Origin of the sequence: Pseudomonas sp. A-RE-22, assembly GCF_019956035.1 — a bacterium.
Classification (GTDB): Bacteria; Pseudomonadota; Gammaproteobacteria; order Pseudomonadales; family Pseudomonadaceae; genus Aquipseudomonas; species Aquipseudomonas brassicacearum.
This window is the reverse complement of record NZ_JAHBCZ010000026.1, coordinates 32,549-45,830: the sequence shown is the minus strand read 5'-3', so window position 1 is coordinate 45,830 and position 13,282 is coordinate 32,549. Positions and strand designations below refer to the sequence as shown.

The following is a 13,282-nucleotide window of genomic DNA, read 5'->3' as shown; positions in this document are numbered from 1 at the left end:
CTTATTCTGGTCCAGGCACCTGCCGCAGCCATCCTGCACCGAATCCGGCAAGGCAACCAGTGCCCGTTCATTCTGTCACGCTTGACGATAGTTAACATCTTAATTATAACTGTTAACACATTAACAATAACCGCAGAGCCCTCACCCCTCTGCATCGCCAGGAGACAAGCATGAGCCGTGCCCTGCATGACGTCGCGACCGGCACCCTGTTCGGGGTCGCGCTGAACTACCAGGGGCTGCTGAAACAGCGCCTCGCCGAGTTCGAGCAACCGCCCTACCAGAAACCGCCGCTCAAGCCCGTGCTGTTCATCAAGACCCCTAACACCCGCAACTGGCACGGTGCCGAGGTGTTTCACCCCGGTCTCGGCGAAACACTGCAACCAGGGCCGGCGCTGGGCGTGGTCATGGGCAGGTCGGCCAGTCGCGTCAGCGCCGCCGAAGCCCTGGACTACGTGGCCGGCTACACCATCGTCAATGAATTCAGCCTCCCGGAAGACAGCTATTACCGCCCCGCCGTCAAGGCCAAGTGCCGGGACGGCTTCTGCGCCATCGGCCCAGAACTGGTGCCTACCACTCAGGTGGCCGACCCTCACAGCCTGGCGATCACGCTGTACGTCAACGGCGAGGTTCGCCAGCAGAACAGCACGGCCAACCTCGTTCGCAACATTCCCCAACTGATTGCCGAGATCAGCGAATTCATGACCCTGCATGCCGGCGACGTGCTGATCACGGGTACGCCTGAAGGCCGGGTCGACGTACTGCCCGGTGACCGTGTCGAAGTGGACATCGCCGGCCTGGGCCGTCTGGTCAATACCATCGTGGCCGAGGAAACAGGAGCAGGTTCATGAAACACGCACGCATTCGTTTTGAAGGCCAGGATCAAGCCGTCACCGTTGAAGCTCACAACGCCGTACGCCTGGTCGACGGTCGCCTGGTGGCCGAGGACCAGGTCCAGTGGCTGCCACCGGCCACCGGCAGCATGTTCGCCCTGGGCCTGAACTATGCCGATCACGCCGCCGAGTTGGCGTTCAAGCCGCCGACCGAACCCCTGGCATTCATCAAGTCCCCCGGCACCTACACCGGCCACAACCAGGTGAGCTGGCGTCCCGACAACGTCGCCTACATGCACTACGAGTGCGAGCTCGTGGCGGTCATCGGCAAAGCGGCGCGCAACGTCAAGCGCGAGGATGCGTTGCAATACCTGGCCGGCTACACCGTGTGCAACGACTACGCGATCCGCGATTACCTGGAAAACTACTACCGCCCCAACCTGCGAGTGAAGAACCGCGATGCCACCACCCCCGTCGGCCCATGGATCGTCGATGTGGCTGATGTACCGGACCCGAGCAACCTGACGCTGCGCACCTGGATCAATGGCGAACTGCGCCAGGAAGGCAGCACCAAGGACATGATTTTCGATATCCCGTACCTGATCGAATACCTGTCCAGCTTCATGACCTTGCAACCCGGCGACATGATTGCCACCGGCACGCCGGAAGGCCTGGCGGACGTTGTGCCCGGTGATGAAGTGGTGGTGGAAGTGGAAGGCGTCGGCCGTCTGGTCAATCGAATTGTCAGCGAAGCCGAGTTCTTCGCATCCCGTAAAGAGGCTTGAGCAGCATGATCAAACACTGGATCAACGGCCGTGAGGTCGAAAGCAAAGACGTGTTCGTCAACTACAACCCGGCCACCGGCGAGGCCATCGGTGAAGTCGCCAGCGGCGGTGTCGAGGAAGTCGCCCAGGCTGTGGCCGCCGCCAAGGAGGCCTTCCCGAAGTGGGCCAATACCCCCGCCAAGGAACGCGCCCGGCTGATGCGCAAGCTCGGTGAACTGATCGAGCAGAACGTGCCGAAACTGGCCGAACTGGAAACCCTCGACACGGGCTTGCCGATCCACCAGACCAAGAATGTGCTGATTCCGCGTGCATCCCACAACTTCGATTTCTTTGCCGAAGTCTGCACGCGCATGGACGGTCATACGTATCCGGTCGACGACCAGATGCTCAACTACACCCTGTACCAACCGGTGGGTGTCTGCGCGCTGGTATCGCCCTGGAACGTACCGTTCATGACCTCGACCTGGAAGACCGCGCCGTGCCTGGCGCTGGGCAACACGGCCGTGCTGAAGATGTCCGAGCTGTCGCCACTGACCGCCAACGAGCTGGGTCGCCTGGCGGTCGAGGCTGGCCTGCCCAATGGCGTGCTGAACGTGATCCAGGGTTACGGCGCAACCGCCGGCGATGCGCTGGTGCGCCATCCGGATGTGCGGGCGATCTCCTTCACCGGCGGCACCGCCACTGGCAAGAAAATCATGCAGACCGCCGGGTTGAAGAAGTATTCGATGGAACTGGGCGGCAAGTCGCCGGTGCTGATTTTCGAAGACGCCGACCTGGAACGGGCCCTCGACGCCGCGCTGTTCACGATTTTTTCCCTCAATGGCGAACGCTGCACCGCCGGCAGCCGGATCTTCATCCAGGATAGTGTCTATCCGCAGTTCGTGGCCGAGTTCGCCGCCCGCGCCAAGCGCCTGATCGTCGGTGATCCGCAGGACCCGAAGACCCAGGTCGGCTCGATGATCACCCAGGCCCACTACGACAAGGTCACCGGCTACATCAAGATCGGCCTCGAAGAAGGCGCCACCCTCCTGGCCGGCGGCCTGGAGCGCCCGGCCAATTTGCCTGCCCACTTGAGCCGCGGCCAGTTCATCCAGCCGACGGTGTTCGCCGATGTGAACAACAACATGCGCATCGCCCAGGAAGAAATCTTCGGCCCGGTGGTGTGCCTGATCCCGTTCAAGGACGAGGCCCAAGCCCTGCAATTGGCCAACGACACCGAATACGGCCTGGCCTCGTATATCTGGACCCAGGACATCGGCAAGGCCCATCGCCTGGCCCATGGGATCGAGGCCGGCATGGTGTTCATCAACAGCCAGAACGTGCGCGACCTGCGCCAGCCTTTCGGCGGCGTGAAGGGTTCCGGAACCGGCCGCGAAGGCGGACAGTACAGTTTTGAAGTGTTTGCCGAGATCAAGAACGTTTGCATCTCCATGGGCAGTCATCACATACCGCGCTGGGGTGTATGACCCCAGGTAAGTGATGAACCCTGTGGCGAGGGGATTTATCCCTGTTCCTGTGGGAGCAAGCTTTGCTCCCACAACCAAGATTCAACAAGAACAATTTTTCAGGAGAATCATCATGGGCGAAGTCGTCCTGGCTGCGAAAATCTGCCACGTTCCCTCGATGTACCTGTCGGAGCTGCCCGGCAAGCACCATGGTTGCCGCGCCGCCGCGATTGCCGGCCACAAGGAAATCGGTCGCCGCGCCCGGGAACTGGGGGCCGATACCGCCGTGGTGTTCGATGTGCACTGGCTGGTCAACAGCGCCTATCACGTCAACAGCGGCGCGCACTTCAAGGGCATCTACACCAGCAACGAGCTGCCGCACTTCATCAAGAACATGGAGTACGAATACTCAGGCGCCCCGGAACTGGGCGAGCTGATCGCCGCCGAGGCCAATGCCGCCGACGTGCGCACCCTGGCCCACAACATCCCGAGTCTTGAGCTGGAATACGGCACCCTGGTGCCCATGCGCTACATGCACATGGACGTCCCTCAGGAACAGAAATTCAACGTCGTGTCGATTGCCGCCTGGTGCGCCTGGCACCGCCTGCAAGACAGCTTCACCTTCGGCGCCGCCGTGCGCCGGGCCATCGAAAAAAGCGACCGCAAGGTGCTGGTGCTCGCGTCCGGCTCGCTGTCGCACCGTTTCTCCGACGATCGCAACGCTGAAGCAAACATCCACAACTGGACGCGGGAGTTCGACAAGCAGGTCGACCTGCACGTCGTCGAAATGTGGCGCCAAGGCCGCTGGAAAGAGTTCTGCGCCATGCTCCCGGACTACGCCGAACACTGCTTCGGCGAAGGCAAGATGCATGACACGGCGATGCTGCTGGGGTTGCTCGGCGGGCCGGACTACGACAAGCCTGCCGAAATCATCACCGAGCCTTTCGGCAGCTCCGGCACCGGCCAGATCAACGCTGTCTTCCCTGTTTGACACTGCGGCCGTACGGCATCCCCGTGCGGCCTGAAGGAGCCGTCATGCCGCATTTCATCGCTGAATACACCGACAACATCGAACAACAAGCCGACCTGCCCGGCCTGTTTGAAAAGGTCCACGCCTTGCTGGGCGACAGCGGCGTGTTCCCCCTGGGCGGCATCCGCAGCCGTGGCCTGCGCCTGGACACCTGGCGCATGGCCGACGGCAAGCACGACTACGCCTTCGTGCACATGACCTTGAAAGTCGGCCACGGCCGTGACCTGGCCACCCGCCAGAAAGTCGCGGAAAAACTCTTCGAGGTGATCACCGCGCACTTCGCCGAGCTCCAGGCCCAACGCCTGCTGGCCCTGTCGTTCGAGATGATCGAGCTGCACGAACAGCTCAACTTCAAGGCCAACAACGTCCACGCCTTCCTCAAGGGCCAGGCCACCTGAATCCATCTGCCTGGCGTTCCCCATTCGGCCCCTCTGACAAAAAGTACAAGATCATGAGCACAGCCAATACCGCCGACACTGCCGGCACCGTCGCGCACGACCGCACCCATGCCACCATCACCTGGCGGCTGATGCCGCTGCTGCTGGTCTGTTACCTCTTTGCCCACCTGGATCGCATCAACATCGGCTTCGCGAAGATGCAGATGAGCGCCGACCTGCAGTTCAGCGACACGGTCTACGGCTTCGGCGCAGGGCTGTTCTTCATCGCCTACGCGCTGTTTGGGGTGCCCAGCAACATGGCCCTGGACCGGGTCGGTCCGCGGCGCTGGATCGCCACGCTGATGGTGGTCTGGGGCGCCTTGTCCACCGGCATGTTCCTTATCGACAGCGCCGCCGGTTTCTACGTGTTGCGTTTTCTGCTGGGCGTGGCCGAGGCCGGTTTCTTTCCTGGCATCCTGGTCTTTCTCAACCGCTGGTATCCAGCCCGGCGTCGGGCTCAGGTAACCGCGTTGTTTGCCATCGCCGTACCGATGGCCGGGGTGATTGGCGGGCCTTTGTCCGGCGGTATTCTCGAGCACTTCCATGATGTTGGCGGTTTGCGCGGCTGGCAGTGGATGTTCGTCATCGAAGGGCTGCCGGTGATCCTGCTCGGCCTTGTTGTGCTCAAGTGCCTGCCGGACAATTTCGAGACGGTCAGTTGGCTCACACCGCACGCCAAGCAGCAGTTGCGCGAACAACTGAGCCTTGAAGAACAGCGCAAATCCATCACCTCGTTTTCGGCGATCCTCAACAATCCGCAGGTCTGGTTGCTGGTGGCGGTGTACTTCGCCGTGATGCTGGCGGTGAACACCCTGGCCTTCTGGATGCCCACCCTGATCCATGGCGCCGGCATCGGCAGCGACGGCAAGGTCGGGCTGCTCAGCGCGGTGCCCTATTTGGCCGGCTGTTTCTTCATGATCGGCTGCGGGCGTTCCTCCGACCGCCATCGCGAACGCCGCTGGCACCTGTGCGCGCCGCTGTTGATGGCCGCGCTGGGCATTGCGGTCACCGGGCTCTCACCCGGCAATCCGATCCTGGTGCTCAGCGGCCTGATTGTCGCCGGCATGGGTGCCAGCGCGGCGTTGCCGATGTTCTGGCAACTGCCGCCGGCCTTCCTGTCCAACGGCACCCAGGCCGCCGGCATCGCGCTGATCAGCTCCTTCGGCAGCATCGCCTCATTCTTCGCGCCCTACCTGATCGGCTGGATGCGCGACACCACCCAGAGCGCCAGCCTCGCCTTGTATGTGCTGGCCCTGCTCATCGCCCTTGGCGGCTTGCTGGTGCTGCGCACCCGGGCCGCCATCGTCAACCCTCAATAAGAGACCCTTGCCATGCTTGACCAGAACCTCATCCAACAAGCCGCCGCCCGCCTCGACCATGCCGAACGCTCCCGCGAGCAGGTGCGGCAGTTTTCCCTCGATCACCCGGACATCACGATCGAGGATGCCTACGCCATCCAGCGCGCCTGGGTCGCGCAGAAAATCAAGGACGGCCGCAAGCTGGTCGGCCACAAGATCGGCCTGACCTCCCGGGCCATGCAGGTGTCGTCGAACATCACTGAGCCGGACTACGGCGCGCTGCTGGACGACATGTTCTTTGACGAAGGCACCGACATCCCGTTCGAGCGTTTCATCGTGCCGCGGGTGGAAGTGGAGCTGGCGTTCATTCTCGGCAAACCGTTGAAGGGCCCGAATGTGACGGTGTTCGACGTGCTCGACGCCACCGAATGGGTGATCCCGGCGCTGGAAATCATCGATGCGCGCATCCAGCAGATCGACCCGCAGACCAAGGCGACCCGCAAAGTGTTCGACACCATCTCCGACAACGCCGCCAATGCCGGCGTGGTCATGGGCGGTCGCGCCGTACGCCCGACCGAGATCGACCTGCGCAAGGTGCCGGCGGTGCTCTACCGCAACGGCGTGATCGAAGAGTCCGGCGTCTCGGCGGCGGTGCTCAATCACCCGGCCAAAGGCGTGGCCTGGCTGGCGAATAAACTGGCGGCTTATGACGTCACCCTGCAACCGGGACAGATCATCCTCGGTGGTTCCTTCACCCGCCCCGTGGCAGCCAACCCCGGCGACACCTTCCATGTCGACTACGACATGCTCGGTTCCATCGCCTGCCGTTTCGTCTGATCGGAGACCGTTTCATGGACATGCCCATCAATACCTTCAAGCAACGCCTGCGCAGCGGCGAGGCGCAGATCGGCCTGTGGCTGGGGTTGGCCGATGCCTACTGTGCGGAACTGGCGGCCAACGCCGGCTTCGACTGGCTGCTGATCGACGGTGAACACGCGCCCAACGACTTGCGAACCTTGCTCGGCCAGCTCCAGGCCGTGGCACCCTACCCCAGCCAACCGGTGATACGCCCGGTAATCGGTGACACGGCGCTGATCAAGCAAGTGCTCGATATTGGCGTGCAAACCCTGCTGGTGCCGATGGTGGAAAGCGCCGACCAGGCGCGCGAACTGGTGCGCGCCATCCACTACCCGCCCCATGGTGTACGCGGCGTTGGCAGCGCACTGGCCCGGGCGTCACGCTGGAACAGCATTCCCGGCTACCTCGACAAGGCCGATGAGCAGATGTGCCTGTTGGTCCAGATCGAGAGCCGCGAAGGCCTGGCCAACCTGGATGCCATTGCGGCAGTGGAAGGTGTGGATGGGGTCTTTATCGGCCCGGCGGACCTGAGCGCGTCCATGGGTTTTCGTGGCAACCCCGGTCACCCGGAAGTGCAAGCGGCCATCGAAGACGCCATCGCTCGCATCCGCCAGGCCGGCAAGGCAGCCGGGATTCTCAGCGCCGATGAAAAACTGGCCCGGCGCTATATCGAACTCGGCGCGGCGTTTGTCGCGGTGGGCGTGGATACGACGGTGTTGATGCGGGGTTTGCAGACGCTGGCGGCGACGTTCAAAGACACGCCAAAACCTGCGGCTGGCGGCGTGTACTGATCGGTATCAAATACCTTGTGGCAAGGGGATCTGTGGGAGCAAAGCTTGCTCGCGAAACAGGCACCTCGGTCTCTGAAAGACCGCAGCGTCTTCATCGCGGGCAAGCCTTGCGCCCACAGAAAACAACCAGCCCGGGGTCTCAGCGCCTGATCGCCTTCAGGTCATTGAGCAAGCCCAGCAACGTCTGCAATTTTTCCTCCCCCAACTTGTCCTGCAGACGCTGGTAATTCTCTTCCATGCTCTGGCTCATCGAATCAAAACTCGCCTGCCCTTGCGGCGCCAGGCGCACCAGCACTCGTCGCTGATCCTGTTCGGCCTTGCGCCGCACCACCATGCCCGCCGCTTCCATGCGCACCAACACGCCGGTCATGCTGGGCTTGAGGATGCAGGCCAGTTCGGCCAGGCGATTGATCTCCAGCTCATCGTGCTGGCTGAGAATACGGATAACTCGCCATTGCTGCTCGGTCAAGCCATGTTGATTGAGGGAAGGCCGGAAAAACCCCATGGCCGCTTCACGGGCCTGGAGCAGGGTCAGGGTCAAGGATTGGCGCAACTTGGGCATGGTATGTTCGCGAGAAGGATTTAGTTAATGAGTTAACTAAATCTTAACAGCTTCCAACCCATGCCGGACTATCCGTTCACAGAATCTGTAGCTGGGCCACACACATAACCCTGTGGGAGCGAGCTTGCTCGCGATAGGGCCCAGCCAGTCGACATCAATATGTCCCCGCCATCGCGAGCAAGCTCGCTCCCACAGGGCGCTCAAGCGCCCTTGATCACGCCCTTGAGCACCTGCTTGAAGTGCTCGACCTGTTCCTCGCTGAACTGGTCGAACACCTTGTCCTGCTGCTCCTTGGCAATCGTCCAGAGCCCTTCGGTCTCATCGATACCCTTGGCAGTCAGGCGTACCCGCTCGCCTTCATCGCTCACCAGGCCCTTGCGCTTGAGGTTGGCCACGGCTTCTTCGATCTCGCGCGCCGGCATCGCCACTTCCCGCTGCAGGTCGCACAGGTTCAGGCCGGCGTCGTTCTCCAGCACCATCAACATCCGCGCCTCACTGGTGCGCAAGCCGGTGGACAACTGACGCGGCTGATAGCTGGCCTGATAGGCCCGCAGTGCCTGGGTCATCAGGTAATACAGGTTGTGGCTCAAGCGCCCCTGGAAGTGACTGCTGGGGGACTGGCCCTCTTCCCGTTTGGTCATGCGAGTGTGGGGCAACACCATCGAGTAGGCGCCCTGGTGATAGAGCAATGGAGAGCGGCCGAAATCATCAAACGCCACGACCTTGCCGATCATGATCCAGTGATCGCCGCCATCGACCTGCTGGAATTTTTCACAGTGAAAACGCGCCGAGCAATCGACAAACACCGGGGCGCCGCCTTCGCCGGCCTCGAATTCGATTTCAGCGAAGCGGTCCTCCTTGGGTCGTGCGAAGTTGTTCGACAGGTCGATCTGGTCGGCGGCCAGCACGTTCACCGCAAAGTGGCTGGCGGCTTCGAACACGCCATGGCTGCTCGAACGCTTGTCGATGCTCCACAGGATCAATGGCGGGTCCAGGGACACCGAGTTGAAACTGTTGGCCGTCACACCGACCTTGCGGCCATCTTCAGTGGCAGCGGTGACCACGGTCACGCCGGTGGCGAAGTTACCCAGGGCCCGGCGGAACGCACGGGTATCGAAAGCGGTATCAGAAAGACTGGACATGCAAGACTCCCGGCCGCCTCGAGCGGCGGCCTCGATTATTGTTCTAGGTTTCAGCGAACAGGCGGTCAAACCATGGAAGGATCAGGCTCAAGGCCCATCAGCTCACGGCCGAGAATCTGCGCGCAGACGTCATAGTCGGTATAGGCATGGGCGCCGGTCAGGTGGGCGTCGCGGAACAGCCGTTGCAACTCATTGCTTTCGAACCAGGCGCCACCGCCGGCCGCCTCCATCAAGCGATCGACGGCCTGGATGCACATCTTGGTGGCGTAACCCTGGTTGGTCCGCCAGAACGCCAGGGTTTCCCGGCTGGGGTATTCATGGCGCTCGCCGTATTCGGCGTGCTCCTGCCAGGTTTTCTCCAGGAAGGCACGGGCCGCCGCCACCTGATGGGTCGACTCGGCCAGGCGCATCAACGCCGGGGTAGCGGCACCGACTGCCGCACCGGTGTAGGCCCGCACGCGGTTGCGGGTTTTCTCGCGAAAGACCTCCAGCATGCGTTCGGCCACGCCCAGGCTGACCGTGGAGAAACCACTGGCGAAGTAGGGTCGGTATGGCGAGTAGAAAATCTTGCTGTCGGGGTACAGGCCGAATCCGCCGGACCTGCCCTCCATCATGTCCCTGGCTTTCTGGATCCGGTGTTCCGGCACGAAAGCGTTGTCAATGATCAACGTCTTGCTGCCACTGCCGCGCATGCCCACCGCGAACCAGTCATCGCGAATCTCATAGTCGCTGCGCGGCAGCACCGCAAAGCAATAGTCCTGGGCGCCTTCGGCGTTTTTACGGCGAAACCCCACGATCGCCCATTCGGCATGATCGCAGCCGCTGCTCCAGCCCATTTCACCGCTGAACATCACACCGCCCTCGACTTCCTCGGTGCGGCCAAACGGCGCGATGCTGCTGCTGGCGGTGGCATCGGGATCATCGCCCCAGATTTCCTGCTGGGCCTTGGCCGGGAACATTGCCAACTGATGGCTGTGGGTGCACAACAGGCTCATGGCCCAGGCCGTGCTGGCACAGGCACCGGCCAGCAGCGCGATGCAATCGGCGAACTGCGGCAGGGAAATCTCCATGCCACCGTACGGTTTCGGTTGGAAGGCCCGGTGCATGCCGATGCTTTTGAGCAAGGCTATATTCTCGGCAGGCACGCTACGGTCTTTCTCCGCCTGGAAGGCATTGGCGGCAATGACCGGCAGGATCGGCTTGAGGTCTTCGAGCAGCGGGTTTGGCTTTTTCATGGACAGGCTCTTTTATTATTGGCATCTGCCAATCCCGCCTTTGCCCGGCAACCTGAGGTTGCACAGACAGCGGGATCAGTGATTAAGGCCGGTCCAGTATGGGCAATCACAGACAGGTGAAAAATGCACCTTCCAGATCCAAGATTGTACTTTTCATGGGCAGGTTTCGGCTCCATGGCGCGCTCGGTCAAATACCCCGGCACGGATGATCAAGACAGGCGCCCCCATCCGGGCTCTTAATAGGGCCGTCCCCTGCAATGCCTTGCGTAGGCGTTGCAACGGAGTTTCCTTTCACTTTGTCAGGCTGCGTCATGATCAATATCGAAACGCCCACCTATTACACGGCCACCAAGAAATACAACCTCAGCTTCCCCACGCTGGAACAGGACGTGGAAGCCGATGTTGTGGTCATTGGCGGCGGTTTCTCCGGCATCAATACCGCGCTGGAGCTCGCCGAAAAAGGCATCACCAACATCGTGGTGCTCGAGGCGCGTTACCTGGGGTTCGGCGGCACTGGGCGCAATGGCGGGCAGATCATGGCCGGCATCGGTCATGACCTGGAAAAGATCAAGAAGGACGTGGGTGAAGACGGCCTGCGCCAGATCTTCGAGATCAGCGACCTGGGCGCCGACATCATCAAGGACCGTATCGCCAAGTACGCAATCGATGCCGACTTCTGCCACGGCTACGGCTACATGGGCTTCAACGCGCGCCAGGAGAAAACCCTGCGGGCCTGGGAAAAAGACTTCAAGTCAGTCAACAGCAAACATGAGATCCGCTTTCTCGGCGGCTCCGACGTGCAGCAGATCATCGGTTCCAAGGCCTACGGTAGCGCCTTGCTGCACATGGGCGGCGGGCATGTGCACTCACTGAACCTGTTGCTGGGTGAGGCCAAGGCCCTGGTCAGCCACGGCGTGCGGATTTTCGAGAACAGCCCGGCCCTGGAAGTCAGCTATGGCGAACGCATCACCGTGCGTACCGGACGCGGTTCGGTCAGGGCCAGCAAGCTGCTCTGGGCCTGTGACAGCTTCCTCAACAAGCTGGAGCCGGAACTGCACCGCTCGACCATCAACACCTACGCCTTCCAGATGATGACCGAGCCGTTGTCGGACGAACTGATCCAGCGCATCAGCCCGATTCGCGGTGCCTACAGTGACATTCGCCCGGTGATCGACTACTACCGCGTCACCAACGAAAACCGCCTGCTGTTCGGCGCCGCGACGCCGTTGGTGGAGCACATCCCCCAGGATCTGAAGGCCTGGAACCGGCGCCTGATGCTGAAGATCTTCCCGTACCTCAAAGACGTGAAGATCGATCTGGCCTGGGGTGGCCCGATGGCGTGCAGCCCGAACCTGTTCCCGCAGATCGGCACCCTGCCCGGCCGCAGCAATGCGTTTTTCGTCCAGGGTTACTCAGGCTTTGGCGTCACGCCGAGCCACATCATCTGCAAGGTGCTGGCCGAAGGCATGAGCGAAGGCTCGGCGCGCTACGACCTGGTCAGCTCGATTCATCGCCCGACCATCATCGGCAAAGACGCCATTCGCCCATTGCTGCTGACCGCCGGCAAGTCCTGGCATCAGTTGTCGGGTTACTGGAATGGCCGGCGCTGACGGTCATGATGCCAATCAGTTAAGCAAAACCCTGTGGGAGCGAGGTTTAACTGACTGGCACTGGACACACCCCACCTTTTTTTCACCCATCAGGAGTCACTGCCATGCCCCTTATCAGCCTCGAAAAAGACATCCAGCTGTCCGAACTGGACGCCTGGGGCACCGTCGCCGATCTTGGTTCGCAGATTCTCGAAGGCGAAGTCAAAGCCTTCGGCAAGATGACCTTCGGTGCCCCCACCGACCCCATCAGCAGCGCCTACTTCGGCACCACCCAAGGCAAGTTCCGGATGGTCTACCCCTTCGCCGAACAAGCCACCGTGGTCACCGGTGAAGTAGTACTCACCGACGAGGCCACCGGCCAGAGCACCCGCTACAAGGCCGGCGACAGCTGGTTCGTGACCAAGGGCACGCCAGTGCTGTGGGAAGTGGTCAGCGAGAGTTTCGTCAAACACTACTTCGCGGTAGCCTGATCGAATCCGGCTGCCGGACCCACCGGCAGCCTTCTCGGCGAAGGTGCGACCATGAACGTTATCCCCACCCAGGACATCGCCGGCCAGTGCCTGTACGCCTTTACCCAGCTGGTTCCCGTCAGCCGGGCGGCGTTCTACTGCGTTGATCGGCAGCTGCAGGTCCATGACTTCAGCCTGCATAAGATGAGCGGCGAGATGCACCGCGACTACCTGGACAACTACCGCCAGTTCGACCCGCTGCACCCGCGCCACTGCGTGTCCAGCGAGTTGGCCGTGGTGCCGTTGGGCCTGGCGATGGCCCGCCAACCACGACGTGACAACCATCGTTATCACGACTTCCTGCAGCGCTACGGCGTGGTCGACGTGGTCGAAGTCTTCGCCCATCGGGACGGTCAGCCCCAAGCCGCGATCTCGTTGCTGCGCACTGCCGAGCAAGGCGTCTTCACCAGCCAGCAGTTGAGTCAACTCAGCGCGCTGCAGGCCTTGCTGCAACTGGCCGTGGCCCATTTACCAGCCCATGAGGACCCACTGGGCGACTTGACGCCCAAGGAGCGCCAGATTGCCTGGCTACTGCGCCAAGGCGTCAGCAACAAGCAATTGGCCCGGGAGCTGGAGGTGGGTTTGCCAACCATCAAGACTCACCTGATCCACCTGTTTCGCAAGGTTGGCGTGAGCAGCCGTACCGAGTTGGTCAGCGCACTGTTCCTCTGATCAACCATTTGGTTGATAGGCCGCCGTTGCCCGGCACCGCATGATCCGAGTGGCTAATTCAACCACCGGAGCCTTGCA

The 13,282-nt window shown here is 61.8% G+C and carries 14 protein-coding genes; 11 read left to right on the top strand and 3 right to left on the bottom strand.

Going from position 1 to position 13,282, the window contains the following annotated elements:
- Positions 1 to 170 precede the first annotated feature (170 nt).
- The 8 genes from KGA89_RS14765 (at position 171) to hpaI (ending at position 7,474) form a co-directional block, all read left to right on the top strand.
- Complete coding sequence (locus KGA89_RS14765; RefSeq protein WP_223471926.1) at positions 171 to 848, top strand: fumarylacetoacetate hydrolase family protein; 678 nt, start codon at positions 171 to 173, stop codon at positions 846 to 848.
- A complete protein-coding gene (locus KGA89_RS14760; protein ID WP_223471925.1) occupies positions 845 to 1,615 on the top strand; it encodes a fumarylacetoacetate hydrolase family protein in 771 nt (256 codons plus the stop codon). The genes KGA89_RS14765 and KGA89_RS14760 overlap by 4 nt, the downstream gene beginning before the upstream one ends.
- A gap of 5 nt (positions 1,616 to 1,620) precedes the next feature.
- Entirely contained in the window at positions 1,621 to 3,081 is a 1,461-nt protein-coding gene (hpaE, locus tag KGA89_RS14755) for a 5-carboxymethyl-2-hydroxymuconate semialdehyde dehydrogenase (RefSeq protein WP_223471924.1), read from the top strand.
- A 112-nt stretch (positions 3,082 to 3,193) separates the two neighbouring features.
- Positions 3,194 to 4,051 (top strand): 3,4-dihydroxyphenylacetate 2,3-dioxygenase, encoded by an 858-nt coding sequence (gene hpaD, locus KGA89_RS14750; protein ID WP_027911702.1) that lies wholly within the window; start codon positions 3,194 to 3,196, stop codon positions 4,049 to 4,051.
- 44 nt (positions 4,052 to 4,095) lie between these two features.
- Positions 4,096 to 4,488: a 5-carboxymethyl-2-hydroxymuconate Delta-isomerase gene (locus KGA89_RS14745; RefSeq protein ID WP_003201613.1), complete on the top strand. Its 393-nt coding sequence runs from the start codon at positions 4,096 to 4,098 to the stop codon at positions 4,486 to 4,488.
- A gap of 53 nt (positions 4,489 to 4,541) precedes the next feature.
- Positions 4,542 to 5,846 carry an MFS transporter gene (locus KGA89_RS14740; protein ID WP_223471923.1) on the top strand — a complete coding sequence of 435 codons (1,305 nt, stop codon included), beginning with the start codon at positions 4,542 to 4,544 and terminating at the stop codon, positions 5,844 to 5,846.
- Between the two features lie 12 nt (positions 5,847 to 5,858).
- Entirely contained in the window at positions 5,859 to 6,662 is an 804-nt protein-coding gene (hpaH, locus tag KGA89_RS14735) for a 2-oxo-hept-4-ene-1,7-dioate hydratase (protein ID WP_003201609.1), read from the top strand.
- A 14-nt stretch (positions 6,663 to 6,676) separates the two neighbouring features.
- Entirely contained in the window at positions 6,677 to 7,474 is a 798-nt protein-coding gene (gene hpaI, locus KGA89_RS14730) for a 4-hydroxy-2-oxoheptanedioate aldolase (RefSeq protein WP_013693297.1), read from the top strand.
- 139 nt (positions 7,475 to 7,613) lie between these two features.
- Here the strand turns inward: hpaI and hpaR are convergent, their stop codons facing one another.
- The 3 genes from hpaR to KGA89_RS14715 form a co-directional block, all read right to left on the bottom strand.
- Positions 7,614 to 8,036, bottom strand: a complete 423-nt coding sequence (gene hpaR, locus KGA89_RS14725) for a homoprotocatechuate degradation operon regulator HpaR (protein WP_014338027.1) — start codon at positions 8,034 to 8,036, stop codon at positions 7,614 to 7,616.
- A gap of 200 nt (positions 8,037 to 8,236) precedes the next feature.
- Positions 8,237 to 9,178 carry a p-hydroxyphenylacetate 3-hydroxylase reductase component gene (locus KGA89_RS14720; protein ID WP_223471922.1) on the bottom strand — a complete coding sequence of 314 codons (942 nt, stop codon included), beginning with the start codon at positions 9,176 to 9,178 and terminating at the stop codon, positions 8,237 to 8,239.
- A 65-nt stretch (positions 9,179 to 9,243) separates the two neighbouring features.
- Positions 9,244 to 10,413 carry a p-hydroxyphenylacetate 3-hydroxylase oxygenase component gene (locus KGA89_RS14715; RefSeq protein WP_003201600.1) on the bottom strand — a complete coding sequence of 390 codons (1,170 nt, stop codon included), beginning with the start codon at positions 10,411 to 10,413 and terminating at the stop codon, positions 9,244 to 9,246.
- A gap of 311 nt (positions 10,414 to 10,724) precedes the next feature.
- Here KGA89_RS14715 and KGA89_RS14710 point away from each other — a divergent pair, with 311 nt between their 5' ends.
- The 3 genes from KGA89_RS14710 (at position 10,725) to KGA89_RS14700 (ending at position 13,204) form a co-directional block, all read left to right on the top strand.
- Entirely contained in the window at positions 10,725 to 12,023 is a 1,299-nt protein-coding gene (locus KGA89_RS14710; protein ID WP_003201598.1) for an NAD(P)/FAD-dependent oxidoreductase, read from the top strand.
- A gap of 104 nt (positions 12,024 to 12,127) precedes the next feature.
- Entirely contained in the window at positions 12,128 to 12,493 is a 366-nt protein-coding gene (locus KGA89_RS14705) for a cupin domain-containing protein (protein ID WP_223471921.1), read from the top strand.
- A gap of 51 nt (positions 12,494 to 12,544) precedes the next feature.
- Entirely contained in the window at positions 12,545 to 13,204 is a 660-nt protein-coding gene (locus tag KGA89_RS14700; protein ID WP_223471920.1) for a helix-turn-helix transcriptional regulator, read from the top strand.
- Positions 13,205 to 13,282: the final 78 nt, after the last annotated feature.

Coding starts and splice junctions, on each gene's coding strand:
- KGA89_RS14765 (WP_223471926.1), top strand. CDS start 171: ATGAGCCGTGCCCTGCATGACGTCGCGACCGGCACCCTGTTCGGGGTC.
- KGA89_RS14760 (WP_223471925.1), top strand. CDS start 845: ATGAAACACGCACGCATTCGTTTTGAAGGCCAGGATCAAGCCGTCACC.
- hpaE (WP_223471924.1), top strand. CDS start 1,621: ATGATCAAACACTGGATCAACGGCCGTGAGGTCGAAAGCAAAGACGTG.
- hpaD (WP_027911702.1), top strand. CDS start 3,194: ATGGGCGAAGTCGTCCTGGCTGCGAAAATCTGCCACGTTCCCTCGATG.
- KGA89_RS14745 (WP_003201613.1), top strand. CDS start 4,096: ATGCCGCATTTCATCGCTGAATACACCGACAACATCGAACAACAAGCC.
- KGA89_RS14740 (WP_223471923.1), top strand. CDS start 4,542: ATGAGCACAGCCAATACCGCCGACACTGCCGGCACCGTCGCGCACGAC.
- hpaH (WP_003201609.1), top strand. CDS start 5,859: ATGCTTGACCAGAACCTCATCCAACAAGCCGCCGCCCGCCTCGACCAT.
- hpaI (WP_013693297.1), top strand. CDS start 6,677: ATGGACATGCCCATCAATACCTTCAAGCAACGCCTGCGCAGCGGCGAG.
- hpaR (WP_014338027.1), bottom strand. CDS start 8,036: ATGCCCAAGTTGCGCCAATCCTTGACCCTGACCCTGCTCCAGGCCCGT.
- KGA89_RS14720 (WP_223471922.1), bottom strand. CDS start 9,178: ATGTCCAGTCTTTCTGATACCGCTTTCGATACCCGTGCGTTCCGCCGG.
- KGA89_RS14715 (WP_003201600.1), bottom strand. CDS start 10,413: ATGAAAAAGCCAAACCCGCTGCTCGAAGACCTCAAGCCGATCCTGCCG.
- KGA89_RS14710 (WP_003201598.1), top strand. CDS start 10,725: ATGATCAATATCGAAACGCCCACCTATTACACGGCCACCAAGAAATAC.
- KGA89_RS14705 (WP_223471921.1), top strand. CDS start 12,128: ATGCCCCTTATCAGCCTCGAAAAAGACATCCAGCTGTCCGAACTGGAC.
- KGA89_RS14700 (WP_223471920.1), top strand. CDS start 12,545: ATGAACGTTATCCCCACCCAGGACATCGCCGGCCAGTGCCTGTACGCC.